General features: G+C 64.5%; 25 protein-coding genes and 2 pseudogenes. 13 read left to right on the top strand and 14 right to left on the bottom strand.

Annotated features, from left to right (window positions below; genetic code table 11):
- Positions 1-6 precede the first annotated feature (6 nt).
- From J1902_RS16250 to J1902_RS16210, 10 genes and pseudogenes are all read left to right on the top strand, one after another.
- Positions 7-1227, top strand: coding sequence for a TrbL/VirB6 family protein (locus tag J1902_RS16250; protein WP_307794478.1), 1221 nt, complete (start codon positions 7-9; stop codon positions 1225-1227).
- Positions 1214-2722 carry an SCO6880 family protein gene (locus J1902_RS16245; protein WP_207617349.1) on the top strand — a complete coding sequence of 503 codons (1509 nt, stop codon included), beginning with the start codon at positions 1214-1216 and terminating at the stop codon, positions 2720-2722. Before J1902_RS16250 ends, J1902_RS16245 begins: the two co-directional genes overlap by 14 nt.
- Positions 2723-4303 (top strand): helicase HerA domain-containing protein, encoded by a 1581-nt coding sequence (locus tag J1902_RS16240; RefSeq protein WP_207617348.1) that lies wholly within the window; start codon positions 2723-2725, stop codon positions 4301-4303.
- Entirely contained in the window at positions 4300-6075 is a 1776-nt protein-coding gene (locus J1902_RS16235) for a type IV secretory system conjugative DNA transfer family protein (RefSeq protein ID WP_207617347.1), read from the top strand. Before J1902_RS16240 ends, J1902_RS16235 begins: the two co-directional genes overlap by 4 nt.
- A gap of 9 nt (positions 6076-6084) precedes the next feature.
- Positions 6085-6525, top strand: coding sequence for a DUF4913 domain-containing protein (locus J1902_RS16230; RefSeq protein ID WP_242702109.1), 441 nt, complete (start codon positions 6085-6087; stop codon positions 6523-6525).
- Between the two features lie 439 nt (positions 6526-6964).
- Positions 6965-8352, top strand: a pseudogene (locus J1902_RS16225) (IS3 family transposase).
- A gap of 368 nt (positions 8353-8720) precedes the next feature.
- Positions 8721-9662, top strand: coding sequence for a peptidoglycan-binding domain-containing protein (locus J1902_RS16220; protein ID WP_207617346.1), 942 nt, complete (start codon positions 8721-8723; stop codon positions 9660-9662).
- A gap of 68 nt (positions 9663-9730) precedes the next feature.
- Positions 9731-10111: pseudogene (locus J1902_RS19450) on the top strand (6-phosphofructokinase); the annotation flags it as partial.
- 54 nt (positions 10112-10165) lie between these two features.
- The gene (locus J1902_RS19445) at positions 10166-10336 is read left to right on the top strand and encodes a DUF1016 N-terminal domain-containing protein (protein WP_307794479.1); all 171 of its coding nucleotides are present in this window, start codon (positions 10166-10168) and stop codon (positions 10334-10336) included.
- Positions 10267-10467, top strand: coding sequence for a recombinase family protein (locus J1902_RS16210; RefSeq protein ID WP_242702119.1), 201 nt, complete (start codon positions 10267-10269; stop codon positions 10465-10467). The genes J1902_RS19445 and J1902_RS16210 overlap by 70 nt, the downstream gene beginning before the upstream one ends.
- Positions 10468-10761: 294 nt before the next feature.
- On the opposite strand, the gene J1902_RS19925 is transcribed toward J1902_RS16210, so the two are convergent.
- A complete protein-coding gene (locus J1902_RS19925) occupies positions 10762-11130 on the bottom strand; it encodes a helix-turn-helix domain-containing protein (RefSeq protein WP_372434579.1) in 369 nt (122 codons plus the stop codon).
- A gap of 14 nt (positions 11131-11144) precedes the next feature.
- A complete protein-coding gene (locus tag J1902_RS19920) occupies positions 11145-11354 on the bottom strand; it encodes a sigma factor-like helix-turn-helix DNA-binding protein (protein ID WP_207617343.1) in 210 nt (69 codons plus the stop codon).
- Between the two features lie 34 nt (positions 11355-11388).
- Here J1902_RS19920 and J1902_RS16195 point away from each other — a divergent pair, with 34 nt between their 5' ends.
- Positions 11389-11823: a recombinase family protein gene (locus tag J1902_RS16195; RefSeq protein ID WP_207617342.1), complete on the top strand. Its 435-nt coding sequence runs from the start codon at positions 11389-11391 to the stop codon at positions 11821-11823.
- Positions 11824-11975: 152 nt separating this feature from the next.
- Here the strand turns inward: J1902_RS16195 and J1902_RS16190 are convergent, their stop codons facing one another.
- The 8 genes from J1902_RS16190 to J1902_RS16155 all read right to left on the bottom strand — a co-directional run bounded on the left by J1902_RS16190 (position 11976) and on the right by J1902_RS16155 (position 19647).
- Positions 11976-12875, bottom strand: a complete 900-nt coding sequence (locus J1902_RS16190; protein WP_207617341.1) for a hypothetical protein — start codon at positions 12873-12875, stop codon at positions 11976-11978.
- A gap of 91 nt (positions 12876-12966) precedes the next feature.
- On the bottom strand, positions 12967-13551 hold the full coding sequence (locus J1902_RS16185; RefSeq protein ID WP_207617340.1) for a P-loop nucleotide/nucleoside kinase family protein: 585 nt from the start codon (positions 13549-13551) through the stop codon (positions 12967-12969).
- A gap of 62 nt (positions 13552-13613) precedes the next feature.
- Positions 13614-14390: an SDR family oxidoreductase gene (locus tag J1902_RS16180; RefSeq protein ID WP_207617339.1), complete on the bottom strand. Its 777-nt coding sequence runs from the start codon at positions 14388-14390 to the stop codon at positions 13614-13616.
- A complete protein-coding gene (locus J1902_RS16175) occupies positions 14387-15886 on the bottom strand; it encodes a mannitol dehydrogenase family protein (RefSeq protein WP_207617338.1) in 1500 nt (499 codons plus the stop codon). Before J1902_RS16175 ends, J1902_RS16180 begins: the two co-directional genes overlap by 4 nt.
- Positions 15887-15967: 81 nt before the next feature.
- The gene (locus J1902_RS16170; protein WP_207617337.1) at positions 15968-16951 is read right to left on the bottom strand and encodes an ABC transporter substrate-binding protein; all 984 of its coding nucleotides are present in this window, start codon (positions 16949-16951) and stop codon (positions 15968-15970) included.
- A gap of 46 nt (positions 16952-16997) precedes the next feature.
- The gene (locus J1902_RS16165) at positions 16998-18083 is read right to left on the bottom strand and encodes an ABC transporter permease (RefSeq protein ID WP_207617336.1); all 1086 of its coding nucleotides are present in this window, start codon (positions 18081-18083) and stop codon (positions 16998-17000) included.
- A complete protein-coding gene (locus J1902_RS16160; RefSeq protein ID WP_207617335.1) occupies positions 18080-18844 on the bottom strand; it encodes an ATP-binding cassette domain-containing protein in 765 nt (254 codons plus the stop codon). Before J1902_RS16160 ends, J1902_RS16165 begins: the two co-directional genes overlap by 4 nt.
- Before the next feature lie 98 nt (positions 18845-18942).
- A complete protein-coding gene (locus tag J1902_RS16155) occupies positions 18943-19647 on the bottom strand; it encodes a nucleoside/nucleotide kinase family protein (RefSeq protein ID WP_207617334.1) in 705 nt (234 codons plus the stop codon).
- A 359-nt stretch (positions 19648-20006) separates the two neighbouring features.
- On the opposite strand from J1902_RS16155, the gene J1902_RS16150 reads away from it, so the two are divergent.
- Positions 20007-21017 carry a LacI family DNA-binding transcriptional regulator gene (locus J1902_RS16150; protein WP_242702114.1) on the top strand — a complete coding sequence of 337 codons (1011 nt, stop codon included), beginning with the start codon at positions 20007-20009 and terminating at the stop codon, positions 21015-21017.
- Between the two features lie 351 nt (positions 21018-21368).
- Entirely contained in the window at positions 21369-22583 is a 1215-nt protein-coding gene (locus J1902_RS16145; protein ID WP_207617332.1) for an AGE family epimerase/isomerase, read from the top strand.
- A gap of 225 nt (positions 22584-22808) precedes the next feature.
- On the opposite strand, the gene J1902_RS20010 is transcribed toward J1902_RS16145, so the two are convergent.
- From J1902_RS20010 to J1902_RS16130, 4 genes are all read right to left on the bottom strand, one after another.
- Positions 22809-23045 (bottom strand): DUF1889 family protein, encoded by a 237-nt coding sequence (locus tag J1902_RS20010; protein WP_504739366.1) that lies wholly within the window; start codon positions 23043-23045, stop codon positions 22809-22811.
- 43 nt (positions 23046-23088) lie between these two features.
- Positions 23089-23373, bottom strand: a complete 285-nt coding sequence (locus tag J1902_RS16140; protein ID WP_207617331.1) for a hypothetical protein — start codon at positions 23371-23373, stop codon at positions 23089-23091.
- A gap of 83 nt (positions 23374-23456) precedes the next feature.
- Positions 23457-24653, bottom strand: a complete 1197-nt coding sequence (locus tag J1902_RS16135; RefSeq protein ID WP_207617330.1) for a hypothetical protein — start codon at positions 24651-24653, stop codon at positions 23457-23459.
- A 43-nt stretch (positions 24654-24696) separates the two neighbouring features.
- Positions 24697-26328, bottom strand: a complete 1632-nt coding sequence (locus J1902_RS16130) for a relaxase/mobilization nuclease domain-containing protein (protein ID WP_207617329.1) — start codon at positions 26326-26328, stop codon at positions 24697-24699.
- Position 26329 lies beyond the last annotated feature (1 nt).

The raw sequence follows: 26329 nt of genomic DNA, 5'->3' as shown, positions 1-26329 counted from the left end.
GGCGCCGTGGACGACGCGATTACGAATTTGGCGAAGTCCATCCTGGAAGGCATGAGCCAGATGGTGACCACGCTGTCCACGTTCTGGGTGAGCATGCCCACCGCCAACCTCAGCACGGACGACGGCATGGCGCCCAGCCCGGTCGTGGGTTTCCTCGAATCGGAGCTGACGTACTGGACGCTGGTCCTGGCCGTTTTATCCGTCATCATCGGCGGCACCCGGATGATCTGGGAGCAGCGCGGGGCACCGTTGAAAGACCTGCTCCGGTCCCTGGTGACCCTGACGCTGGTGTCCGGACTGGGCCTGGGGGTCATCTCCATTCTGGTGATCGCAGCCGATGCGTTCTCCGCGGCCATCATCGACCGCTCAACCGACGGCAAGGGCTTCGCCGATGCGATGGCCCTGCTGGTCGCGATGAACCAGACGGGCGTCGGGGTGTTCATCCTGATCATCCTGGGGCTCGTGGGGCTGCTTGCCGCCTTGGTGCAGATCGTTCTGATGGTCGTACGGACCGGCATGCTCGTGATCCTCGCGGGGATTCTGCCCACCACCGCAGCCTTCACCAACACGGAGATGGGCAGGCAGTGGTTCCAGAAGGCAGTCGGCTGGACCATCGCCTTCATCCTCTACAAACCGGCCGCGGCCATCGTGTATGCCATGGCGTTCAAGCTCATGGGAGCGTCCTCGGGCGGCAACGTGCTCGTGGGGTCCATCACGGGGTTTGCGCTGATGGTGGTCGCACTGCTCGCCCTCCCGGCCTTGATGCGCTTCGTCACCCCGATGGTCGGTGCCGTGGCTTCCGGGTCCGGCGGGGGAGCAGCAGCCATGGCCGGGGCCATGGCCACCGGTGCAATCTCCCTGGGACGCTCCGGGAGCGGACGGGGCAACGCGTCACCGACACCGCCCAGCCAGCCATCACAAGCGGGAACCAGCCCGCAGGGCAGCCAAGGCCGTGGCGGGAACACCGGAGGGACCGCCAAACCGGCCCCCGCCTCACCGGGGGCCTCCGGTCCCGGCGGCCCGCCCGGAACCGGCAGCACTGGCGGAACCGGTGCCGCGGCAGGGGCCGGCGGCGCAACAGGGGCGGCCAAGGCAGCAGGGCCGGCGGGCCTGGCCCTCGCCACAGGTGCCCGAATAGCCTCAACGGCCTCACGGGCCGCACGACAGACCGCGCAGGACTCAACCCGGCACGATTCACCACAGGAGGGCCCCAGTGGCAGCAACTGACACCGAATACAAGGAACCGTCCTACGGAAACTGGCGGGTTCCACGCTCTGCCGGTCTGGGCGAGCTGGGCGCCATCGGCACCGGCATCGTCATGACCGGCCTGCTGGCCGGCATCATCACCTTCGCCATCTGGGGCCTCGGCGCAGGGCTGACCGTTCTGGCCGTGGCCGGGGTCCTGGTCCTGCTCCTGACGGTCAAGGACAAGCACGGACAGTCCGTGGCCGACCGCTTCGCCACCCGGATGAGCTTCCGCCTGTCACGCTCGGGAGGGACGAACCTGTACCGCTCCGGCCCGCTCGGGGTGACGGAATGGGGCATGTACCAGCTGCCCGGGCTGGCGGCGAAGTCCCGCCTGTACGAGTTCAACGACTCCTACAACCGCCCCTTCGCCATGCTCCACGTCCCCGCCACCAGCCACTTCACCGTGATCTTCTCCACCGAACCCGACGGCGCCGCCCTGGTCGACCCGGAACAGGTCGACGCCTGGGTCGCGAACTGGGGCGGCTGGCTCGCCGGGCTCGGCGACGAGGCGGGCTTGGAGGCCGCGGCCGTGACCGTGGAGACCGCACCGGACTCCGGCTACCGGCTGCGCAACGAAGTCGAACTGAACATCCACCCCGACGCGCCCGACGCCGCGAAGGCCATCCTCCGCGAGGTTGTGCGCACCTATCCGGAGGGCTCGGCCACGGTCCGGGCCTGGGTGTCCCTGACCTTCAACGCCAACCTCCGCACCGGATCCCGCAGATGCGGGCCCGAAGACGTCGCCCGCGACCTCGCCTCCCGCATCCCCGGACTCGGCGCCCGGCTGCAGGCCACCGGCGCCGGCATCGCCCGGCCCATGCCGGCACAGGAACTCTGCGAAGTCGTCCGCACCGCCTACGACCCGCCCGCGGCCCTGATCATCGATGAAGCCCACGCCGCCGGCACCCCGGTCGCCCTGGCATGGGGAGAGGTCGGCCCCACGGCGACCCAGGCCGGCTGGGACGGGTACCGGCACGACGGCGCCTTCTCCGCCTCCTGGACCATGACCGGCGCCCCGCGCGGCTCGGTGAACTCCTCCGTGCTCGCCCGCCTGCTCGCCCCGCACGGGGACATCGACCGCAAACGGATCTCGTTGCTGTACCGGCCGATGGATTCGGCCCGGGCGGCCGCCGTGGTCGAACGGGACCAGAACAACGCCAACGTCCGCATCAGCTCCGGAAACCGGCCCAGCGCCCGGGCTTTGGTCGATGCCCGCTCCGCCGCGCAAACGGCCGCCGAAGAAGCCCAAGGCGCCGGGCTGGTGAACTTCGGCATGGTCGTCACCGCCACCGTCACCAACGCCGCCCGGCTACCCGACGCGGTGGCCGCCGTCGAACAGACCTCCGGCACCGCCCGGGTGCTGCTGCGCCGCGCCTACGGCTCCCAGGACACCGCCTTCGCGGCTTCCCTGCCGCTGGGCCTGGTCCTGCCCAAACACATCCTGCTGCCCACCGAAATCAGGGAGGCACTCTAAATGGCACCCATCTTCCCGCTGCGCAAAAAGGCAGCACGGACCGCATTCAGCACCGACGACGTACCCGTGAAACCTGCAAAGTCTCCCGGCGTCCGGGCGCGGGTACCGGGCTCACGCGGCTGGGGCGGCCGCGGGGGAGGGTCCGCGGCCCTGGTCCCGGCCGTGCGCGAATACCGCGGCACCACGGTGCAGGTCTGCGGGCTGTGGCCGTTCAGCTCGGGCACGTCCTCGCCCATGATCGGCGTCCCGCTGGGCCGGCACGAGGAAACCCAGGCCACGGTCTGCTGTGACCCGATCAGCTGGTTCCAACGGGCACGCCTGATTTCCAACCCCTCGGCGTTCCTGCTCGGCAAACCCGGGCTGGGGAAGTCCACGCTCGTGCGCCGCATGATGCTGGGCCTCTCCGGGCAGGGAGTCCACCCGCTCGTCCTGGGAGATCTGAAGGGCGAGCATGTGGACGCCGTCCAGGCCCTCGGCGGCCAGGTCATCCGCCTCGGCCGGGGCCGCGGCTACCTGAACATCCTCGACCCCGGCCAGGCCGTCGAGGCCGCCCAGACCCTCGAGGACAAGGGCCACCACGACGCCGCCGTCCGCGTCCGGGCCGACGCCCACGGCCGCCGGCTGAACATGGTCGTCTCCCTCATCACGATCAGCCGCACCACCCCGCCCACCGACCAGGAACAAACCATCCTGGACCGCGCCCTGCGCGTCCTCGACGACACCTTCGACGGCGTCCCCGTGCTGAAGGACCTGCTCGACGTCATCACCGCCGCCCCGGACGAGCTGCGCCAGGTCGCCCTGGACCGCGGCGACATGACCGTCTACCTGCAGGAAACCCGGGCCCTGGAAGCCACGCTCCTGGGTCTGACAGGCGGCGGGAAGCTCGGCGAAATCTTCTCCCGCCAGACCACGAACCCGATGCGGCGCGACCGGGCGGTCGTCTTCGACGTCTCCAGCATCGACGAGACCGAAACCGACCTGCAGGCCGCCGTGCTGCTGGCCTGCTGGTCCTACGGCTTCGGCACCGTCAACGTCGCCAACGCCCTCGCCGACGCCGGGCTGGAACCGCGCCGGAACTACTTCGTCGTCCTCGACGAGCTCTGGCGGGCCCTGCGCGCCGGCAAAGGCATGGTCGACCGGGTGGACGCCCTGACCCGGCTCAACCGCTCCGTCGGCGTCGGACAGGTCATGATCTCCCACACCATGTCCGACCTGCTCGCCCTCCCGGCAGAAGAAGACCGCATGAAAGCCCGAGGCTTCGTCGAACGCTCCGGCATGGTCATCTGCGCCGGCCTGCCCGCCTCCGAGATGCCCCTGCTGACCGCAGCCATCCCGCTCTCAAGACAGGAACAACAGAAACTCATCTCCTGGCAGGACCCACCCGCCTGGGACTCCCGCGGCGGCGACACCGAACCCCCAGGACGCGGGAAATTCCTGATCAAGGTCGGCGGCCGCCCCGGCATCCCCGTCCAGATCGGCCTCACCTCCATCGAAGCCTCCCTGAACGACACCAACAAACGCTGGTTAAAAACCCTGCCGGAAGCAACAGCTCCAATGCTTGAGGAAGAAGGTGCGGCATGAGCGCCCCGAACCGCAAAGGCACCGGCCTCGACGACGGGCTAGGAATCTGGCTCGCCATCGGCGCAGCTGCCGTCATTGGGGGCGGCAGCTGGGTCGCAGCCCACCTCGGATCCTGGATGGCCGGCCTGCCAACCCCTCCGGCCCACCCGATCGACCTGGTTGCCGGGCTCGTCAAGGGCCGGGTGCCCTGGCCCGTCCAGTCCACGGTCGTGGCTGCTGTAGGCGCCTTTCTGCTGGTCGCCGCCGTCGTCCTGGTCCTCGTCATCCGGTCCAAGGGTGCGGGCAAGCGTGCCAGGGTGGACAAGGCCGCCCGCTACCTCGGGCGGGGCAAGTCCCTGGCCGCGTTCTCGGAGAAGGGCGCCATGGCCACCGCCGAACGCCTGGGAGTGAAGGACACGCCCGGAATCACGGTCGGCCGTGTCGTGGCCACCGGGCAGAAGTTCATCCAGCCATGGGAGGACCTCAGCATCGACATCTGGGGTCCGCGGACGGGCAAGTCGACCTCCCGGGTTATGCCGGCGATCCTGGATGCCCCGGGCGCGGTGGTGTCCACCTCGAACAAGCGCGACGTCGTGGACGGTACCCGCAGTGTCCGGGCCGGGGTCGCTCCGGTGTGGGTCTTTGATCCTCAGAAGATCGCCCAGGAGGAACCCGCCTGGTGGTGGAACCCGCTCTCCTACGTCACCGATGAAGAGAAGGCGTACAAGCTCACCCAGCACTTCGCCGTCGGTTCGCGGACGCCCGGGTCGAAGCCGGATGCTTACTTCGACCCGAAGGCCGAAGACATCCTCTCCTCGTACTTCCTCGCCGCCGCCCTGGGGGATCTGCCCATCACGCAGGTGTACCTGTGGGTCACGGAACAGGTCAGCCGCAGCCCCATCGAGATCCTGAAGGACCACGGCTACGAGCTCCAGTACAAGGGGCTCGAATCGACGCTGAAGCTGGCCGACAAACAACGCGACGGCATTTTCGGCACCGCCGAAAAGATGGTCCAGTGCCTCAAAAGCAGGAACACCCTGCGCTGGGTCGCACCCGAGGTCGGCGCCACCGTCGCCACGGACTCCCGCCGGCAGTTCAACCCCCAGGACTTCGCCCGGTCCAGGGAGACGATCTACATCCTGTCCAAGGAAGGCGCCGGCTCCGCCGCACCGCTGACCACCGCCCTCACCGTGGCCATCGCCGAGGCCATGGAGGAACGGGCAGAGCGACGTGGCGGCCGGCTGGATCTGCCCGCACTGTTCGCCCTGGACGAGCTCGCCAACGTGGTCCGTTGGGCCGGCCTGCCGGACCAGTTCAGCCACTACGGCTCCAAGGGCCTGATCGTCATGGGAATCCTGCAGTCCTGGTCCCAGGGCGTTGAACTGTGGGGTGAGGCGAACATGCGCAAAATCTGGTCCGCCGCCAACATTAAGGTCTACGGCGGCGGTGTCGCCGAGGACGGGTTCCTGCGGGCCTTCTCGGACCTGATCGGGGACTACAGCTACACCAACGTCTCCGTCTCCTCGGGCAAGTCCGGGCGCAGTCGCTCCCGCCAGGAAGGCAAGGAGCGGATCTTCGATGTCTCCAACCTCGCGGAACTGGACCGCGGCCGCGCCGTCGTCCTCGCCTCCGGCGCACCCGCCACCCTCGTCCGCACCCTGCCCTGGTACACCGGACCTCATAAGGAGGCAGTCGAGGCTTCCATCAAGGCAAACAGCCCGCAGCACGAAGACGACGACGTGCTGGTACCGGCATCTGAAGGCGCGGCCGCCAATCCGTGGATCACCAAGTAGGAGAGAACATTGGCAGAGGAAATCGGTCTGTTCGCAGACCCAGACACCGACGGCAGCCACACGCACGAGGCCCCTGCAGCGGAGCCGGCCGAGGCGCCCCAGCAGCTGGTGTTCGGCTCGGCCGAGGAGTTCCTGCACGAACAGCTGCTGCCCACCTACGTCCGGGACGTCGATGACAGGAGCGCCAAGTGGTGCATGGAATGGTACTTCCACCCCGAAGCCGTGTCTCGCGTAGAGGCCCTTTGGCGGGCGTGGGAGCACCTGCGCCTCGACGGAGCCACAGGGATGAGTGTGTGGTGGCGTGACCACGCAGACCACCACATGCGTGTCCTTATGGATCCCCAGGGCCCGTTCTACAACTGCGACAAGTCCGGTCACAGGGATCCCGCCCATCTGGAACCAAAGCGTGCACCGGCAGGGTGGTTCCCTGACGTGAGGCTCCAGGGTTAGCAGCCAGAATGAGGAGAGGGGCGGTCCGCCAGGACCGCCCCTCTCTTGTCATGTCTCTGGTTACGCTTCGGTCGCCTGTTCCCAGACGGACACGACGTCGTCTCGGTACCCGGTGGACCGGCGGGTTATCTGCGCGGAAGGCGGGCTCGCGTCTTGCAATCCGAGAGTTGGGAGGCAGCTCAGCGAAAAGGTCGTACAGTCCGTTGGTGGTCTTTTTGTGTCTTGTTACTTTGTCGCTCAACCAGATAGCTATGCGGTGTCGCCGAACTGTGTTGCGAGACAAGGTCGTGTCCTACGACGTAGTCGGCCTGGCTCACAGTGTCAGGCTGGAACGGTACCAAGGGCTCATAGCAAGTCCGCTTGATCGCGTGGGGCGAGAACCAGGAATCCAGTAATCATGTCCAGTCCAGTTTTGAGTGCGGTGCGCGAAGATAGTTCCATGAGTAGTCCCGGACCGCGGGCCGGTGGACCGAGGCCCCGCCGGTCGTTCACCCCCGCGCAGAAGCTTGAATTTTTGGCCTCGTACGAGGCCGCCTGCCAGGACAATGGGGGCGGTGCGTTCCTGCGCCGTGAGGGACTGTATTCCTCCCAGATCACTGAGTGGCGCCGGCTGCGTGACGCCGGTGTCCTGGCTGGCAAGAACCCCGGTGAAACCGTCGGGAAGCTCTCGGCGGAGCAGGCTGAGATCGCGCGTCTGCGCCGCCAGCTGGAGGTGACAGAGGGCCGGCTGAAACCTCCGAGGCAGCCCTGGCTGTGATGGGAAAACTTCACGCGCTCTTGGAGGATCTCTCCGCCAAGAGCGAGGACGCGCCGAAGTCCAGGAAGCGCTGATGGGGGCTTATCAGGAACTGCTGGATTTGACGGTTCCCCAGCGCCGGGCTGCCGCCCTGGCCGGGGTCTCCCGGACCACGGCGAACCGGAAGCCGGCCCCGTCGCGGGACCATGCGGCGGTAGTGCCGGCGAACAAGCTCAGCGACGCCGAGCGGGCCGAGATCCTCGCCGCGGTCAACTCGCCCGACTTCGTGGACCTGGCACCAATGCAGGTCTACACGAAGCTCCTCGATGCGGGCATCTACCTGGGCTCGGTGTCGACGATTTACCGGGTCCTGGAGGAAAGCAAGCAGGTCAAGGAACGCCGCCGGCTGGCCAAACACCCGCCCCGGGCGGTCCCCGAGCTGGTCGCCACGGCCCCGGGACAGGTGTACACGTGGGACATCACGAAGCTTGCCGGCCCGGTGAGGGGCAAGTACTTCGACTGCTACATGATGGTCGATATCCATTCCAGGTTCATCGTCGGCGCGCACGTGCACGCGACCGAATCCGGGGTGTTGGCGGTGGAGATGATGAAGGAAATCTTCGGAATCCATGGCGTCCCGCAGGTCGTGCACTCGGACCGGGGCACATCCATGACGTCCAAGACCGTTGCCGCGCTGCTCTCGGACCTGGAGGTCACCCGATCGCATTCCCGGCCCCGGGTGAGCAACGACAACCCGTACTCGGAGTCGCTGTTCAAGACCCTGAAATACGGTCCGGAGTTCCCGGAGCGCTTCGCGTCAGTCCATGACGCCGGGGCCTTCATCGGTGGCTTTGTGGACTGGTACAACTGTCCATCACCACCAGCACTCCGGGATCGGCTTCCACACGCCCGCGAACGTCCATTACGGCCTCGCCGCCGGCATAGCCAGGGAACGCTCGGCAACGCTCGCTGCGGCGCGTGCGAAACACCCCGAACGCTTCACCACGACCGCCGACCCCAAAATCCTCGCACTCCCCGGACCCGCGTGGATCAACCAGCCCAAGGAAACAACAGAAAAACTAGCCGCATAACTCCCGCTGGTACCGTTCAGCTTGAAAAATTCCGCAAGACCCAGCACAAGCGGCTAACGTGACTAACCGTTCCATTGCAGCTCAACCCCCGACGCGGTAGCGTCAGACATGCACCTTGTTGATGCCGAGCGTCGACTACATCCCACTCGGATTGGAAGAGCCCGCATTATCTATGGGCCGAGGAGGCTGTGGGCCGAACTCATATAGATTGATTGATCCCAGTTGGCTTGTTGCTTGCGCTAAATAGTAACCCCGCCTCAGGAACGGAAACCTCAGCAATGTCGCATGAAGACCAATTCACAGCAGTAGGACCTCCCCTTGCCGGGTCCGGCGTTCCTCGTTCAGCGTTCTCCACTAAAGCCACAGGAATGGTTTACGGCGTCAACGTTGCCGGCGACCGCGCCGGAGTTGTGGGCAGATGCGGCAGCGAAGCTGGACCCGAATCGGACGTCGAAGGTGTCGGCGCGTACGGTAGCGGCAACACGATAGGGGTGTTCGGCCAGACCGTCAGTGGTGGAATCGCGCGCGTCGCTGGTGTGTACGGCCAGGACAACCAGGGGAAGACCGGTGTATTGGGTACGGTCATGCGCGGCGGGACAGCCGTGGCAGGAATTAACGTCAGCAGTCTCGGAAACCCTCTTGCTACATTTGATAATCTGCCCAACCCTGGTAGCGGGAGCGGAACTGGCGTTTATGGCACGAGCGGATCAGGTACGGGCGTCCATGGCACGAGCAATAGCGGATTCGGTGTGCATGGGATGAGCGTCAACAGCACTGCCATCCTCGGCCATAGTCAAGGCGGAATCGGCAGCCATGGTGCGAGCGAGCGCAGCACCGGTGTGTTCGGAACGAGCGAGTCGGGCTTCGGCGTTCACGGGAACAGCAACCGCGGTCCTGGCGGCGTGTTCGAGTCAGGCGCGAACGCACAGCTTCGGCTGCTGCCGCGCGAAATGGCGACGCCCGAGGGCCGGGTGGCGGGTGCGGGCGGCGAACTGCTGGCGACGGTGGCGGGCGGCGATTGCAGGCTCTGGTTCTGCACTCGGGCCGGCGACCCCTCTTCGGCTTCGTGGGACCTCGTCGCCGGCACGCGGCCGTTCCCCGGTGCGCCGATTGTCGAGAACGCGACCGGCATCGACGTGAAGCGAATCCAGATGCGGCTCAACATGGTCTTCGGCACCGATCTCAACGGTGACGGCGAGTTCGGGCCGATCACGAAAGAGGCCGTTTCCGCGTTCCAGGAGCGGGAAGGGATTGCTCAGACGGGGGTCGTGGACGCCGGGACGTGGGACGGGCTGTTTGCGCTGACGTAAACTACGCCGCTGCCGGGACTTGCCCGGCAGCGGTAGCACCTTCGGGCAAGCCCGGTCGCGGTGGGGCTGCGAGCTTACGGGTCGTAGATGGCGTACCCAAGACGATCGGCAATGATCTGTCAGCGACAGACTATTCCTTCGGCTTCCACACCGCCGTCGAGATTGCCACCGAGGCTATTGACCGGCTCAAGACAACGGGCGCATCTCACCACCGGTGTATGATCGCCTAAGTCATGGGCAGGCACGCTGGCTGGATAGCCCTCCACGCTGGCCTGGCAACCAGCGCACACGCCATCCTCATCCCCGAAAAAGGGTCAGCCTCGATGAGGTCCTTGGTTGTAGTTGCAGAGGGATTCCTGTCAGACGACATGAGGGAGCCCCACTCCGTGCGAGGGCTCGACGCCTTCAACCGCCCCCGTCTGGGAGGCATCGGGGACCTGCTCGCCCCCTCATCGAGAAGCGGACGGCGTCTCGCTGCCGACCTGAAGTCCGAGTTCCCCCACATGCGCGGCTTCTCTTTGTCCAACCTGAAGTACATGCGCTCCTTCGCCGCCGCATGGGAGGGCCCGGGACCAATTGGCCAAAGCGACTTTGGCCAATTGCCATGGGGCCACATCATCGAGCTCCTGAAGACACCACCGCCCGGGTGGTGCGGCTGCGGGACTCGGGGCTGACCCTGAAGGCTGTGGCCAGGCGGCTGAACGCCGCCGGCGTGCCGTCCGCCTCGGGGCAGCCGGACTGGAGCGTGGCCAAGGTCCAGTCCGCGCTCAGGAGCCTGACCGCCCAGGGCCGGTACCGGGGATAGGGCCGCCAGTCCGCCAGGACAGCGGCGGACTGGCGGAGTAGTAGTAATAGTGAGCTGGCCCTAGAGCGGGAAGCGGCACTGACCGCCAGGGCGGATGCCTCAAGACTGGCCGAGGCGGTGCGGCAACTCACTGCCTCGGATCACCATGGGCAAATGGGCCGGATCATCGGCCCCTACGGCTGACACCCTCCCACAGCCGCCGCCACGGCCTGACCTGCCCAGGGCCGCTCAGGGCAGGCTCAAGGGCCACAGGCTCCCGTTCCATAGGCTCAGGCCGTGGCGGCTCAGGACTGCTCACCTTGCCTGCCTCCAGCATGCGTAGGGCCATCCGCAGATCCTCCGAGTTCTGCCGGAATGACGCCGCCAGACGCTCCGCGGCATCCGCCCTGGCACGCTCACCGGCCAGAGCCTGCTCAAGTTCCCGGATGCGCTCAGCCATGGGCGCTGCAGGCTGCCCGGCTGGGCTGCCCAGGTCAGGCTCAGGGGCTGCTGCCCCGTTCGGCTTCCAGCCCACCGCCAGCAGATCCGGCAGGGGAATCTTCCACTCGCCGGCGGGGTCTTATACGCGCCCGGGAATTTCCCGGTCTCCCGATAGCGGCGCACGGTGGAGCGGCTGACCCCGCAGCGGTCGGCAGCTTCCGAAAGCGTCCAGGCAGGGCGCATGCTCGTGGTGGTCATCAGGCCGGCACCTTTCGAGCCTTACGGCCGCGTAGAACCAGGTTCTCAGCCGCCTTGGGGGTGCAGTCCAGCCGCTCCGCAATCTCCCGGTAGGTTAGGCCCTCGTCTTTCCAATCCGCGGCCTTACGCTGGCGCTCAGCCGCTCTTGCCAGGAACTCATGCCGGGGCTCCGCAGCGATCCGCCGAATCGTTCGCTCCGAACAGCCCATATGGAAGCAATCTCACAGGTGCCTCCCGGGAGGGATGCTCGCCGTTCACGAAGTCGACCGACTCGGACGCAACCTCCTCGAAGGCCTCGTTGTCCTGAATGACCTGTTCCAACGCGGCATAGCCGTCAAAGTCCTTACCGGGATCGCGGCCGGTGAACACATACAGCGTTCCTTCATCCTCGACATCGCCTTGGCCCTGTCAGAAGACCGCCGCCGTGACATCTCGGCCAAAACCAAGAATGGGCTGGAAGCCGCACGCCGAAACGGTCGGGTCGGAGGCCGACGCCCCGTCGTCGACAACGACAAACGAGCCGCCATCCTCGCCCGACGTGAACGTGGGGAATCGATCCGAACCATCGCCGCCGACCTCGGCATATCCATCGGCGTCGTCCACAAGACCATCACGCAAACAACCAACCAAAGCCAACAAACCGACCAAGACCCAGCACAAGCGGCTAAACGTGACTAACCGTTCCATTGCAGCCCAACCCCCGACACCGTGAGCTTAGCGTTCAATTTCCCGGCGTTACTACCAAGACCCCGAGCTCCACACCCGCCCCTAAGCGCAACACACTTTGTGTTTCTGGGCACCAGCCGAAGCGCCGGCGTCACTTTTATTCGCTAGGAAGCGACGAGCGTGCCGTCCACAACGGCTTCGAGCTCTTGCAGGCGCGGGAGTGCCCGTGTCGTCAGCAGTTGCTCGCGGACTTCTGCCGAAACGGCGAGGCTGTCCTTCCAGAGCGAGCGACCTGCCATGGCGCCGCCGGCGCCATTCGCGACGGCGATCTCGACCTGCTTGATGAACGTCTCGTGGTCGACGCCGGCGGACAGAACTGCCCACGGCACGCCAGCAGCTGCCTCGGTGACGGAGGCACTGGCCTCGGCTGATCCTGGGTACTGCAGCTTAAGCACCTTCGCGCCGCACTCGGCGGAGAGGCGTGCAGAGTCGGCGACGAGGCCGGGGAACGCCGCGGCGTATTCCTCCTCGTTCTCGCCTTCGAGACGATAGACCAGGATCTCAACGATGAGGAGGAGACCCTCCTCGGAGCATGCCTTGACGAGTTCGCGGATCTCGTCCGCGACGCGCGAGCCGGCATCCTGAAGGTCTGGGCGCATGTACCAGAGCATCTTCGCGACGTCACCGCCAAGATCGCGCACCTTACGCGGCGACATCCCTGGGACGTACTTTGTATAGCGCAGGCCGTCGACCGTCTCGAAACCGGACGCGTCAAGACCGACGACAAGCGCGGTGCCGCGCGAGAGAACGCCCTCATCCGCCACGCGGGGGAGCGCGATTTCGGGATCGAGCAGAATCGCCGGCGCGGCGTTGCCCAGATGACGGACCAGGTCTGCCTTCGCGTCGGAGAGCTGCTCGGCGGTGATCGAGTTCGGCCCGTCAGGGGCATCGTTCATGACGGCCTTCATGCCATTGCGCTGGTCGGCGGCGACGATGAGCATCTTGCCGCCGGGAGTCGAGATCGCTGCCATACTGCGGCGTTCGAGAGTCGTAAGTTTGTTCACTGGTTTCTCCTAATTGAATGGTTATGGTTTTGCGGTGTCGAGGCTTCGGGGCCGATGCAGGCGGAATGGCGCGACAACCTTCCGCGGGAGCTCAGTGCACGGCCTCGCGCACAGCGAAGTCCTCCAGGAATTGATCGATCTGTTCACACGGGGTAAGCAAGCCGTCGATACGGATGTGCCCGACACCGGGCGGGCGTGTCACGCCGGGAGAGAGGAAGCGCTCCGGCTCCTTCACCTTCTCGAGGTCGCGTGCAGCGCCGCGGAGTTGCATGCGGCTCACGACCTCGTCCGGCGGGGTGTCCATCCATACGAGGTGCACGCGCGAGGCCGGGATCACCAGGCGCTCAACGAGCCGCGCCCACGCAGCCGGGAAGGTGCGCTCCGAAGTGAATGGAGCGACAACCACCACGCTGTTGCCCAATCCGAGATTCTCCCGAGTAGTGTCGAAGAGGCAGGTGTAACGAATGTCGTTCACGCTCGCGCGCGCCGGGGGTTGCGCCGTAGGGACGTCGACCAGGAATTCGCCGCCCATGTATTCGAACAACGGATTCGTGAGGGTGTCGAGGTCAAGGAAGGTCCAGTGGAGTTCACGGGCAAGATTCTGCGCGAACGTTGTCTTGCCACTCGCGGGCACTCCGCAGACGATAATCGCTTCGGAGGTGCGTTCTTCGGTCATGTTCGTTCTTATCCGTTCCAGATTGCGGTCAGTTCGCGGCGTCCCTGTGCCAGGGACTACGGTCAGCGGCTGGTGTATCCGCCGTCGATGGGCAGGGAGACGCCGGTGATCATGGAGGCGGCGTCGCTGAGGAGGAAGACGATGGGTGCGGCGATTTCCTCGACGGTTGCCCAGCGTCCGAGGGGCATTTGCTCGAGGAAGGGACCCTCGATCTCGGGCTTTCCCCAGTACCAGGCGGACATCGGCGTCATGACGACGGTGGGGTTGACGCCGTTGACGCGGATGTTGTGCTTGCCGAGCTCGAGGGCGGAGACCCGGGTGATGTTGTCCAGGGCGGCTTTGGAGGAGCCGTAGGAGATGTGGCCGGTGAGTGCGACGAGGCTGGCCTGGCTGGAGACGTTGACGATGGCGCCTCCGTTGCCCTGGCGGATCATGGAGGGCACGGCATACTTGATGACCAGGAGCGCGCCGCGGGCGTTGATGCTGATGACCTTGTCGAAGACGTCGATGTCGGTGTCCTGCGGGGTGGCGATTTCACCGCCGTAGCCGCCGCAGTTTACGACGCCCCACAGGTCCAGGCCTTCGATGGCGTCCTTGATGCTTTCCTCGGAAGTTAGGTCGAAAGCCAGAGGTTGCGCACCTGTTTCATCGCAGAGCGCGGCCAACGAGTCGAGTGTTCGGGCGCTGGCGATTACCTTTGCGCCGGCCGCGGCGAGCTGCCTGACGGTGGCGGCCCCGATGCCGCCGCTGGCTCCGGTGACGAGGATGGTGCGGCCGTTGAAGTCGCTCATTGTCGATCGTGCCTCGACGGCTGTGCTTGCTGTGGGTGAGTTGTTCATGAAGTTCTCCTTGTAAGTATCGAAGGGTTGGTCAGGTTCTGAATGGCGGCGGGTGCCCCGGAGCGTTGCAGGGCTTCACGAGCCTGCCGGTATGCGGCGGCAAAACGGGCGTTCTTGCCTAAATCTCCGAAGACCTCGGTCACGTTGAGGAACGCACCTGGGTTTTCCTGGTCAGCGCGGATGGCGTCACGGAGTGCGTCCAGGCGCCGGTCGGTGATTTCGATCGGTTCGCCTTGTTCGTCGGTGCCTTCCAAGAACCGTGCCCAGGCTGCGATCACGAGTGCCGCCCGGTCTACGGGGCCTCCGAGTTCGAGCTGTTCACGGACGACCGGGAGCACGAATTTGGGGATCCGTTCGGATGCGTCGACCATTTGGCGGGCGAGGGTGTCCCGGATGGCTGGGTTGGAGAAACGGTGGATGAGTTCGTTCCGATAGGCGTCCAGATCAAGCCCGGGCACGGGCCGCAGTGTGGGTGTCGCCTCCTGTTCCATGAAGCCGACGATGAATTCGGCGAACAGCGGGTCGGTGCAGACGTCATGTACGTACCGGTGGCCGGCGAAGTACCCGAGGTAGCTCATGACTTGGTGGCTCGCGTTGAGCAGCCGTAGCTTCATGAGCTCGTACGGCTCGACGTCGTCCACGATCTGCACGCCGACGTCTTCCAGGGGCGGGCGCCCGGACGTGAACCTGTCTTCGAGAACCCATTGTTCAAAGGGTTCGGCGACGACCGGCCATGCATCCGTGAAGCCGTAGGTTTCGGTTACCGCAGCCCGGTCCTCGTCGGTGGTGACCGGGGTGATGCGGTCGACCATGGAGTTGGGGAAGGCAACGTTGTCGCTGATCCAGCGGGCGAGGTTTGGGTCTTTGAGTCGGGCGAAGGACACCAGGGCTTTGCGGGCGACGTTGCCGTTCCCCTGGATGTTGTCGCACGACATGACGGTGAACGGGGCAGTGCCCTGCTCACGCCGCTGTGCCAGAGCCGCGGTGATGAGGCCGAACACGGAGTGGGGAACGGTGTTGGGCTTCAAATCGTGGACGACGGCGTGGGCACGTGGCTCGAATTCCCCGGTGCTGTCGTTGATGCTGTAGCCGCCCTCCGTAACGGACAGGGAGACGATGCGGGTAGCAGGGTCCGCGAGTTTGCGGATGACCGCGGCGGGGTCGTCGGGGGCGAACAGGTATTCGGTAATGGAACCGATGATCCTGGCGTCTTCGGTGCCTTCCGCGCTCTTCAGTACCATCGTGTAGAGGCCGTCTTGGGCATTGAGGACGTCGCGCATTCGCGCGTCCGAGGGCAGAACGCCTACGCCGCAGATTCCCCAGTCCTGCGAGCCGCCCCGGTTCAGGAGCCTGTCGATAAACATGGCCTCGTGCGAGCGGTGGAATCCTCCAACGCCGAAATGAACGATGCCGGTCCTGACTGCAGAGCGATCATACGTCGGTACCGGCAGCCGGCGGGCCAGTTCCGGAAGAGCGGCTTCATTCAGGGACGTCATATCATTTTTCCTTCGGTGGAGAGGTGGAACGGTGCTGTTGCCCGCTTGGAAGGGCGGGCAACAGCACCGGCAGGCCGGCTTCTAGCAGGAGGACTTGTAGACGTACTGGGCGCCTTCACCGCTGATGTTGTCCGCGGTGATCTGCTTGAACCCGGTCTGGATCTCCTTCTGGGTGGACTCGCCCTTGATTGCCTTGATTGCCTGCTCCACACCCTGGGTGCCGATGGATGCCGGTTCCTGGGCAATCAGTGCCTGGACGACGCCGTCCTTGAGCTGCTTGACCTGTGCCGGTCCCGCATCGAAGCCGACGATCTTGACCTGGTTCTGTTTGCCTGCCTGGCGTATGCCCGTGGCGGTTCCCTCAGCTGCGAACGTGTTCGTTGCGAAGACACCGACAATGTCGGGATCCTTTGCCAAGGCCGCGGAAACCAGCTTGGCTGCTTCGGCCGGGTCGTTGTGGCTGTACTGCACGCCCAGGTACTGGAAGGAGGAATCAGCCTTAGCGCCTTCCTCGAAGCCTGCGACCCGGGCATCGGCTGTCGAGACGCCGGGGTCGGTGGAGATTACGAGGACTTTGCCGCCGTTGGGGTTGAGGTTCTTGATCGCTTTGAAGGCCTCAAGGCCGCCGCCCTTGTTGTCCGAGGCGACCGCTGACGAGGCGAACGACGGGTCCTGTACCGTCGTGTCGACCAGGACGACCTTGATGCCGGCTGCGGCGGCTGCCTTCAGGGGCGCCTGCATCGCGGCCACGTCCGTGGGTGCGATGAGAATGGCGTCCGGCTTGGAGGCCACAATGGAATCGACGATGGGCTTTTGCAGGGTCGGGTCGAATTTGGCTGGCCCCTGGGTGTTGATGGTTGCTCCGGCCGCCTTGGCAGCGGCGTCGATGCCGCACTGCATGCTGACGTAGAACTCATCGCCGGCAACTCCCTGGACGAACGCCAGCTTGGGCTGGGCACCGGCGGAGCTGCCGGTGGAGGCGCTGCCGCTGGCGCAGGCCGTGAGGGACGCCGCGGCGATGACGCCGGCCGTGAGCAAGGTGATTTTAGGGGTGACTAGCTTCATTGTGTAGCTCCTCTGTTTGCTTTGATGTATTGGCGTTGGGGAGAAATCAGTTGGATCGACGTCCGAAGAGTTTTTTCTTGCCTTCTTCTTTGGCTGTATGTCCTCGGGCTGCCGCGGTGCGGCGCCGCTGGTCGACGTAGACGGCGGCGACGAGGACGGCACCGACGGCGACCTGCTGCCAGAACGGCTGGACGCCGACGATGACGAATCCGTTTTGCAGCACTGCGGGGATGAAGAGGCCGACGACGGTTCCGAAGATGGTGCCGACGCCGCCAAAGAGTGAGGTTCCGCCGATCACGACGGCGGCGATCACGTTCAGGTTCGTGGCGGACTGGCCGGCAATGGCGGTGGTGCCGTACTGGGACAGGGACAGGATGCCTGCCACGCCGGCGAGCCCGCCGGAGAGTGCATAGATGGAAATCAGCTGGCGGTCGACTTTCACACCGACCCGGCGGGCGGATTCCTCATTGGATCCGACGGCGAAGGTGTAGAGGCCGAATCTGGTCCGGTGGAGCACGATCCCGAAGATCAGAATGAGCACCAGCGCTATGAGGGAAATCGTCGGCAACGTGGTTCCCGGGACGTTTCCATAGCCGATGGTGTCCTGGAGCACCGCGGGAACTTCTCGGATGTCCACGCCTCCGGTAATGACCTGTGCCAGCCCCAACGCTCCCCCGAGTGTTCCCAGGGTGACGATCAGGGGCGGCACCTTGGCCTTTGCGATGAGGATCCCGTTGAGAAGACCCCAGGCGAGTCCGCAGCCGACGGAAACGAAGATCCCCACAAGAGCCGTTCCCCAGCCCGTATCGCCCATGGCCTGCATGACCTTGGCAGCCACGACGCCTGAGAAGACAAGGTTGGATCCGACTGACAGGTCGATGCCCGAGGTGACAATGACGAAGGTCATGCCGATACCCAGGACGCCCAGGATGGAGACATTCTGGATGATCTGGCGGACATTGCCCCAGGTCGGAAATACTTCCGGCGCCATGGCTGCGAAGATCAGGAAGATGACCAGCAGGACGAGCAGGATCTGGAACGACTGAACCTGTAGAACCTGTCGAAGGGAGTGGGTGCGTGAAAGTACGCTGGCGGTCCCGGCTGTGCGGGGGGTGGCTTCGGTGGTAGTCATGATTGTGCTCCATCAAGTGCGCCGGTCATTGCACCGACTAGTTCTTCCACAGTCGTTTTCTTTGCCTCGTAGGTGGCCACTCGGCGTCCGAGCCGGAGTACCTGGACCCGGTCGGCGACGTCGATGACGTGCGGCATCGAGTGGCTGATGAACACGACGCCCACACCCTTGTCCCGGACGCGGCGGATCGTGTCGAGCACGTTCCTGGTCTGCACGACGCCCAGGGCGGCCGTCGGTTCGTCCAGGAAGATGACGCCCTTTGCCCAGGCCACGGCCCGTGCAATGGCGATTGCCTGCTTCTGGCCGCCCGACATGCTGCCGACGGGGTCGGACAGGCTTCGTACCGTGGCGCCAAGTTCGTCAAAGGCTTCCCGGGACTTCAGCCGCATGGTCTTGTTGTCCATGAATCCCAGCCGACCCTGAAAACCCGGCTTGGGGATCTCGCGGCCGAGGAACATGTTCTGTGCCGCGTTCAGGTGTGGTGCCAGAGCCAGGTCCTGGTAGACGGTTTCGATGCCAAGGCTGCTGGCCTGGCTCGGGGAGGTAAGTTCGACCTCGCCGCCCGCGAAAAGGATCTTGCCTGAGTCCAGAGCAAGGTTTCCCGAGAGGGCTTTCACGAGGGTCGATTTTCCGGCGCCGTTGTCGCCGATGAGGGCAACGACTTCGCCGGCATGGACGTCGAAGTCGACGCCATCCAGGGCGCGCACGTTGCCGAAACTGCGGGTCAGGCCGCGGGCTTCAAGAACCGGGATTGTTGTCATCGTGTAACACCTGTCAGCTGGTACGGGACGATTGTCGCGGCCACGGTCTGCCGGCCGGAGACACTTCGTTGTGTTGTCACTTCTGGGTTCCTCTTCATTCAGGCTTGAGCGAAGGTTTCATGGCTATGGGGACGGGCCAGGTCGATGATCAGATCCGCCCGTGTCCGGGTGGCGTCAACGACTTCGGCGTTGCGTTGGTCGCTGCCCAGTGCCCATGCTTCTGCTTCCTCGTGCGGTTTTCCGAAGGCCTTGTGGCGCCGCACCAGCCGGAGCTGCCGTTCGTCTTCGTTTACGTCCAGGTACCAGACCTCATCTATCTGCTCCCGGCTCTCCAGCCAGCCTTCGGCGTCCAGGAGAAGGTAGTTTCCTTCGGTGATGACCAGCGGGACCTCGCGGGCCACCGGAATCGCGCTGCCGATGGACTCCTCCAGGCTGCGGTCGAACACCGGGGCATAGACGACCGGTTCCCGGTTGGATTTGAGCCGGTGCAGCAGGTTCGCGTAACCCCACGGATCAAACGTGTCCGGAGCGCCCTTGCGGTCCCGCGAGCCGTGGGCGGCAAGGACCTGGTTGGCCAGGTGGAATGCATCCATACCGACCCGGGCCGCCTGGCCACCCAGGGCCTCAGCGATAGCCTGTGCCACCGTGGACTTTCCCGCACCGGGTGCCCCCGTGATTCCCAGAATGCGCCGCGTTCCGCCGGCAGCCAGGGAGCGGGCCCGCTCCACCAGCTCATCCAGCGTGCAGCTCAGCCGCTCGGCTCCTCGGACGGGAGCCGACGTCCGATCTTCAGCTGTGTTCATCACTGTCTCCTCCGTTGGTCATGCCACGGTGAAGAAGCTCTGCTGCTACACCATTGAAGCGCTGCCTAAGTCAAATGCGAGAGGCCTGAAACGCGGACCCGGCTTACTTCCTGGGGGCCTCGCTGTGACCTGCCTTACAGCAATCTAGAGGCCCCGTGTCATCGATGTCAAGGAACATAAGAAAATCCATGTCATCGATGACATGAGTTGCTTGAAGTTCCCGTAAACATCGGGCAGGATGGGGTGTACGGGTGATTGTCACCGATGACATCTTCAGGTGCATGCTGACAGTTCCCACATTTCGGGCGGTCGAGCCATAAGGCTGTTACCAGCGGTGAAGGAGTCGAACAGTGACTACCATGCAGGACGTGGCCACGCGCGCCGGAGTGAGCGCCAAGACGGTTTCCAGAGTTTTCAATGACGACCCGCACGTTACGGAAGACACGCGGCAACGCGTGCAGTCGACCATGCGCGAACTCAAGTACGTGCCGAACATGCTGGCGCGCACCTTCCGCGAAGGCAAGTCAGCCGTCATAGGCATCGCAGTGCCTGACGTCGCCGACCCCTTCTTCGCTGCCATCACGAAGGAAATTGAACTGGCGGCACGTGAACACGACATGGCGATAGTCGTTACCAGCCTGGGGGATAACCCGTCCCTGGAGCAGAACATCATTGAAACGACAGTCCGCCGCCAGATCGGCGGCCTCATTATTGCCCCGATCGCCGCCGATCAGTCCTACCTCGCCCGCTGGCAGGACAGCTTCCCCATCGTGTTCATTGACCGCACGCCCATTAAGCTCAACGCCGACTACTTCGTCGAAGATGACTTCGGCGGAGCCTTCGAAGCGACACAGCACCTCATCGCGCACGGGCACCGCCGCATCGCCATCGTCGGGGACTCGACAGACGTCCCCACCACGAGGCTGCGCCTGGAGGGGTACCGCGCCGCCCTAGACGACGCCGGCCTGAGAAACGACGAAGAGCTGGTTGTGCTCGGTTCACGCAACGCAGACGGTGCCGCCCAAGCCTGCAAGACCCTACTGGCACTGCCCGATGCACCCACCGCCATCTTCTCCTCCAACGCCCGGTTCTCAATCGGCGTTTTTCCAGCCCTTCAGGCATTGAACAGAACCGACATTGCACTCATCAGCTATGGCGACTTCCCAATGGCAGATGTTCTCCAGCCCTCGGTTTCAGTCATCGACCAAGACCCTCGACGGGTCGGACGAGTGGCGGCCGAACGCATCCTCGCCCGGCTTGCAACGCCCGCCAAGAGGTTCCGACGGAAAAATGTCCTCCCCGTCAGGCTGATCGAACGCCAATCGTGCCAGTCCGTCCCTGCGCTGTCTGCACCCGTAGACGTACCGTGAAGCCCCAGAAGCTGGGCCACCTGAATGCCCACTATCGGCCTGCCGGCAGAGCAACAGCAGGGGGTGGCGTGCGCCCGCCGGGCCGGACTCAATCAAACATTTTCGTCGGACTCACACATTCCCGGTGTTCGGAAGTTACAGGCTTTGTTTCATCTCATGCCGGGGGCCACGCACACCGCAAACTGAGCCATTGTCGCGCTCTGACTCTGACGGCGAGTGATAAGCAACGAGGCGCCGATGAATCACCCCGACGATATTTACCACGCACATCGGGCTATTCTCCCGCCCGGTAGCAGGGCCCATTCCTTTTTCATAGATAGATCCAGCCCGAAGCGAAACGAAAGGCCAGCCTTGCACATCCATCCCGGCCCCCTGAATAGGACCAGTCATGAGGAAGTCAACCGCCTGATTGAGTTCGCGAAGGCTGCGGGTGTTCCTGACGGGTTTGGGTTCCTTGATCGCTTCGGGAAAGTGGACAAGAGCCGTTCTCCCGCGTGCTTCGTAACTGCTCGGATGACCTATTGCTTCAGTATCGCCTCCTTGCTCGAGGTACCGGATGTAATTCGCTATGCCGCGCACGGCATTGCCTGCCTGTCAGGCCCATTTTGGGATGAAACATTCGGCGGCTATCTGAGTTCTCTTGACGGAACGCCGTCTTCGCAACGGAAGCGCGCGTACGAAACATGCTTCGTCGCATTGGGGGCTTCCACTGCCGCCACCGCGGGCATCCCTGGCGCTGAAGAGTTGACGGCGAAGGTCTCCGACGTGCTACAGACCAGATTCTGGTCGCATGAATCCGGCGCTCTCTTCGAATCCTGGGATCGAGAGTTTGCCAAACCCGAGCCGTACTGGGGCGCCAACGTCAATATGCACGGGCTTGAGTCGATGCTCGCACTCTATGGCCACACACGAAACACGGGTTGGCGAGATCGTGCCCTGCGGATCGCGGAGACTTTTATCAATGTACGCGCCCGTTCGGCGAAGTGGTGGCTCAACGAACACTACGGGCAGGACTGGACGCCGCTGCCCGACTTCAATGTTGATAATCCTCGCGATGAATTCCACCCCTACGGAATGACGATCGGCCACCTGTTCGAATGGAGCCGCCTCCTGCTCGAGCTTGAGTCAACATTTGAACTGCCCCCGTCGTGGCTCAGGGAAGCCGCTTCCGGCCTCTACGAAACGGCTGTGAAATATGGATGGACCGTGGACGGTAGGGAGGGCTTCGTGTATACCGTTGATTGGGACGGCCGACCCGTCATTCGTGACCGCCCTCACTGGGTGACTGCGGAAGCGATTTCCGCCGCCGCGACGTGGACCAACCTCACAGGTAACCCGCGATACGCGAATCAGCTTCAAACTTGGACCACGTACGCACAAAGCCATTTTGTCGACACGGAGCACGGCAGCTGGCACCACCTTCTCGACACTGACAACCGTCCGAGCTACACAATGTGGTCCGGAAAGCCAGATATCTATCACGCGCTCCAAGCCATCCTCCTGCCTGATCTACCAGTTGCTGAGAGCACTGCGCGCGCCATCATCGCAGCTCCAAACAGGACCTAAAGAGATTAGTAGATGAGCCACACCATTGATTCCATCGCGATGAGGTCCAGCAATTCCAGAGTGAGGGAGGGCATTGGTCGCGACTTAAAAGTTCAGGAGGTGGTAGTGGCAATTTTGGAGGCCCACACCGACACGATGTCGTCCCTGTAGGGGTAGCCTGTGCCCTTGGTGACGAAGCGTCCGCCCTGAGTCAGCTTGTCGGCATACGTGCGTAGCTGGGTGACCTCACCCCCATTTGAGGCCGGCTGCGAATGCTGCCGCCTCGAGGCCGGCGTCGTTAACGGTGTATCCGGCTTGGATGAGCTTTCGCAGTGCATCCACGGCGTAGTCCTTGCCGTATCCGCGGCTGATGCCAGTCGAGGGGTTCCTGGAACTGGCGACAGACTTGAGTGCCTGTGCAACTACGGGGTGGACGGGTGCCGGCGTCTCGGTGGCGGAGAAGGGTGGCTGCCTTGTGCTGATAACCAGCCTTCGAACGTGCTGTCCGCCGTCCAGAGGATGGCGACTATATACGGTCGGCGTCCTGGTAGGTGCCGCGATCGGTAATCTCCTGCATCTGGGATGGCTCTGGGTGAATGAGGAACTTGCTCGGCTGATTGGTCTTTACAAAGCGAACGAGCTGGTTCAAATCTCGGGCCGCCTCGGCGTCTCCTTCACCGGTTCTGCGGTCGGGAAGGACAAGCTGCACGTCACTGCCTCGGCCGAGGAAGTCTGCGAAGAGTTCCGCTGCAGCGTCTTGGCCGATGGTCTGTGCCCAGTCAGTTCTGGTGATGTGTGCCCACTGCGTCATCCAGCCAGCGTCCCACAGAGGGCTGACAATTTATGGCCAAGGGCGTGCACCTCAACCGGTGCAGGCCCTTCCCTGTAAAACAGTTAGCGGCTGGGGCCGCTTTTCGTGCGCTCTGGAGCTACACCGGCGCCGCCACGGGTCTTTCGTGCCTTGGCTGCCGCTTTGCCTTGCGTGAGGGCAGTGCTGGGGTGCGTGCCCTCACCGCGTGCAGCGGCCAGGCGTCCCTGTACTTGGTTCTCGCTGGCCGTTCCGGCGAGTGAGGCGGCGAAGGCCTGGTGATGGTCAGCGGAGCCGTATTCTGCGGCTGAGCTGGCCACGGCTTTCTCGCCCTGGTCTTTCAGTCGTTTGCTGTCGTCGCCGGTGACCCGGTTCTCGAGTTCGCGTCCCATGCCTTCGATGCGTGCGAACAGTTCGGCTTCGGTGCGTTCGTAGCGCTGTTCCAGCGGCTGGTCCGGGGAGCCTTTGAAGCCGCCTTCGGCGAGGAGTTTCGCTTCGTGCCATTCCTTCGCTGCGTCCACGAACGCGGCGTCTTTAAAGTGGTCTTCGCCGGCTCCGTTGAAGTTCGCCGTGGTTTCTTCGCGCAACTGGTCGATGGTGGGACCGTTGATGCCGTCTTTGCCGATCAGGTACAGGCGTTCCTTCACGGCGGCGCCGGCCGCCTCAATTGCAGCCGGGGTCTTGGCATCGTGGGCGCTCTGCAAAGCCTCGGCCAGGACAGGGTTGTTCAGGTACTCCACGGGAACCTGGTGCCTTTCCATTTCCGGGGCAAGCTTCTCGGCCTTGGCCCGGAGTTCTTCGGCTTGGGCTGCGGCGATGAGTGCCATGCCTTTCTGGTGCTCGGCTACAGCGGCGCGGCGGGCCTGTTCGGCGCTGATCATTTCGATGCCGGATTCCAGGTATGCGGCGTCCGTGCCGACGTCGCGGGTGTTGATGCCGTAGCGGTTCTGGACCTCGTACTGGATCCGCTGGGCAGCGGCCAGTGCGGTTGGGTCGTAGTCCTTCCAGGCCTCGGCCAGGGCGTGGACCTGGGCGATGTCCTGGGGCTGCGCCTGGTCCCACCATTGGTCCTTCTGGACCGGGGCCAGTGCGCCCTGCACGGCGGCGTGCTGGGCTGCTTCACGCACCTGTGCTTCATGTGCGGTTTGGGTGTCCTGCTGCTCGCGCTGGCGCAGGGATTCCTGCCGCATCCGGGCCAGGGTTTCGGCAAGCCGTGAGGCGGCCATCAGGGACTGCCTGAGGCTGCCGTCCACTACCTCGTCAATGCCGTCTGCTTCGCTCATGATCGGTACTTCCCCCTCGTAGTTGTTCTGATCTCTTGCGGTCTTAGCGGTCCAGCACCGGTCCGTTGTCCGGGCCAGCATGCTGATGCGTCCTGGCCCTCTCGGGTGTGGATGGGACCACGGACCCGGGGCGGACCGGGGCCATGCCCCGGCGTCCGATGTCGGCCGCAGTTGGCTCGGTGCCGGCACCGGCGGCCGGGGGCTCACCAATGCCGACCAGGACGGGTTTGGGCATGGTTGCGGTGAACGGTGCCAGCTGCTGTGTGACGACCGCACGGATGCGCTGGGCCTCCCGTGTGCGGCCGGCCTGCTGGTGCATCTCGTACACGGCGAAGGCGGTATTGATCAGCTGCACCATGAGCGCGGTCTGCGCCGCGGTTTTGTCCTTGCTGGCAGCGGCCATGAACAGCATCGCTGTTCCCGCGATGGAAGGCAGCGGCACCGGTTTGCCATGGTCCCTGGGTGCGCGAAGCTGGGCCGTCCGGGACAGTTCAGCAGCGGTGGCCGCCAGCGGCCCGGGCACAGCTTCGATGCGGTGGGACCATGCCGCGAACGCACCGGACGCGTCCCGTGCGGCCTTCGCCCAGGTCGCATGGTCATCCTTCGGCAGGGCGCGCAGGCGTTCCACCAGTTCGGTGGCGTTGCGTGTGTACTCGACCCAGACCTGCGGACCGGGAACGGCGTTCTCCGGACCGTTGGTAATGACCTTGCGCCTGTTCCTCGCCGCGGCGTTCCATTCGGCTGCAGCGTCGATGGCGGACTGCGGTGAGTCCGCCCATTCCTGCCGGAGCGCACCGAGCTTCAGGTCGGAGGCGAGCGTTCCGCCGCCGAACCAAATAGGCCGTTCCCCACGCGCCGGGCGTTCGGCCACGGAGTAGCCGACGATAACGTCGGTGGTGTTCTTCGCGTAGCGCGGACGGACGAGCAGTCCGGTGTCGCGGGCCCGGCGGACGAACTCCGCCTCACTACCCGACGCGGACGCACTGGCCCGCACCTTTCGTGCCAGGGACGCACGGTGCATCTCCCGTTCGTCACGGACGGCCGTGGCCTTCTCGGCCCGCTCGTAGCCGCGGGTGGCGTGCACGGTGGAGAGCTCTTCCAGACCGTACTTGGTCTCAAGTGCACGGCAAGTTTGCTGTGCCTTCGTGTAGTCGCCGTGGGTGGATGCCTTGGTGCCGTCTTCGCGGACTAGGGACACGGCGATGTGGATGTGGTGGTTACCGTTCTCGCTGGTTCCGTGGTTGATCGCAGCCCAGCGGCACTGTGCTTTTCCGCTGGTCTCGGTGAAGCCCATGGCGTCAACGAAATCGTTGGCGATGTCACCCCACTGCTGGTCGGTGAGTGCGCCTTCCTCGGCACGCAAACTCAGTGAGCAGTGCCAGACGCTGGCATCCTTGTGGCCCACGAAGACGCGCTCTTTCATAGCGGCATCCCACTGCACGTCCTTGACGCGGACCTCAACGCCGAACGTCTTGCGCGGCTGATCCAGGTGCTTGGCAATGGCCAGGGCGTCATCCCGGTCCAGCACGCCATCGTCATACCAGGCCATGATCGCAGCATCGCCGGCAACAAGGTGCGGATCACTGTGCGCGTTTTTCGTCTTGTCCGCATCTGTCGATGCCAGGTAAACCATCAGACCGCCCATGCGTGCACCCCGGGTGATGTTGGGGATCATC

Source organism: Arthrobacter cavernae (genome assembly GCF_017368795.1).
GTDB classification, from domain to species: domain Bacteria; phylum Actinomycetota; class Actinomycetes; order Actinomycetales; family Micrococcaceae; genus Arthrobacter; species Arthrobacter cavernae.
The sequence above is the reverse complement of the archived record's forward strand: the minus strand, read 5'-3'. Positions and strand labels throughout refer to the sequence as shown.

Excerpts from the sequence above, each read along its gene's own strand:
- J1902_RS16155 (WP_207617334.1), bottom strand. The coding sequence starts at position 19,647 with ATGAACACAGCTGAAGATCGGACGTCGGCTCCCGTCCGAGGAGCCGAG.
- J1902_RS16180 (WP_207617339.1), bottom strand. The coding sequence starts at position 14,390 with ATGAACAACTCACCCACAGCAAGCACAGCCGTCGAGGCACGATCGACA.
- J1902_RS16150 (WP_242702114.1), top strand. The coding sequence starts at position 20,007 with ATGCAGGACGTGGCCACGCGCGCCGGAGTGAGCGCCAAGACGGTTTCC.
- J1902_RS16170 (WP_207617337.1), bottom strand. The coding sequence starts at position 16,951 with ATGAAGCTAGTCACCCCTAAAATCACCTTGCTCACGGCCGGCGTCATC.
- J1902_RS16235 (WP_207617347.1), top strand. The coding sequence starts at position 4,300 with ATGAGCGCCCCGAACCGCAAAGGCACCGGCCTCGACGACGGGCTAGGA.
- J1902_RS16140 (WP_207617331.1), bottom strand. The coding sequence starts at position 23,373 with ATGACGCAGTGGGCACACATCACCAGAACTGACTGGGCACAGACCATC.
- J1902_RS16195 (WP_207617342.1), top strand. The coding sequence starts at position 11,389 with ATGCTCGCCGTTCACGAAGTCGACCGACTCGGACGCAACCTCCTCGAA.
- J1902_RS16165 (WP_207617336.1), bottom strand. The coding sequence starts at position 18,083 with ATGACTACCACCGAAGCCACCCCCCGCACAGCCGGGACCGCCAGCGTA.
- J1902_RS19445 (WP_307794479.1), top strand. The coding sequence starts at position 10,166 with ATGCGCGGCTTCTCTTTGTCCAACCTGAAGTACATGCGCTCCTTCGCC.
- J1902_RS19925 (WP_372434579.1), bottom strand. The coding sequence starts at position 11,130 with ATGCGCCCTGCCTGGACGCTTTCGGAAGCTGCCGACCGCTGCGGGGTC.
- J1902_RS16160 (WP_207617335.1), bottom strand. The coding sequence starts at position 18,844 with ATGACAACAATCCCGGTTCTTGAAGCCCGCGGCCTGACCCGCAGTTTC.
- J1902_RS19920 (WP_207617343.1), bottom strand. The coding sequence starts at position 11,354 with ATGGGCTGTTCGGAGCGAACGATTCGGCGGATCGCTGCGGAGCCCCGG.
- J1902_RS16220 (WP_207617346.1), top strand. The coding sequence starts at position 8,721 with ATGGTTTACGGCGTCAACGTTGCCGGCGACCGCGCCGGAGTTGTGGGC.
- J1902_RS16210 (WP_242702119.1), top strand. The coding sequence starts at position 10,267 with ATGGGGCCACATCATCGAGCTCCTGAAGACACCACCGCCCGGGTGGTG.
- J1902_RS16240 (WP_207617348.1), top strand. The coding sequence starts at position 2,723 with ATGGCACCCATCTTCCCGCTGCGCAAAAAGGCAGCACGGACCGCATTC.
- J1902_RS16130 (WP_207617329.1), bottom strand. The coding sequence starts at position 26,328 with ATGATCCCCAACATCACCCGGGGTGCACGCATGGGCGGTCTGATGGTT.
- J1902_RS16135 (WP_207617330.1), bottom strand. The coding sequence starts at position 24,653 with ATGAGCGAAGCAGACGGCATTGACGAGGTAGTGGACGGCAGCCTCAGG.
- J1902_RS16175 (WP_207617338.1), bottom strand. The coding sequence starts at position 15,886 with ATGACGTCCCTGAATGAAGCCGCTCTTCCGGAACTGGCCCGCCGGCTG.
- J1902_RS16185 (WP_207617340.1), bottom strand. The coding sequence starts at position 13,551 with ATGACCGAAGAACGCACCTCCGAAGCGATTATCGTCTGCGGAGTGCCC.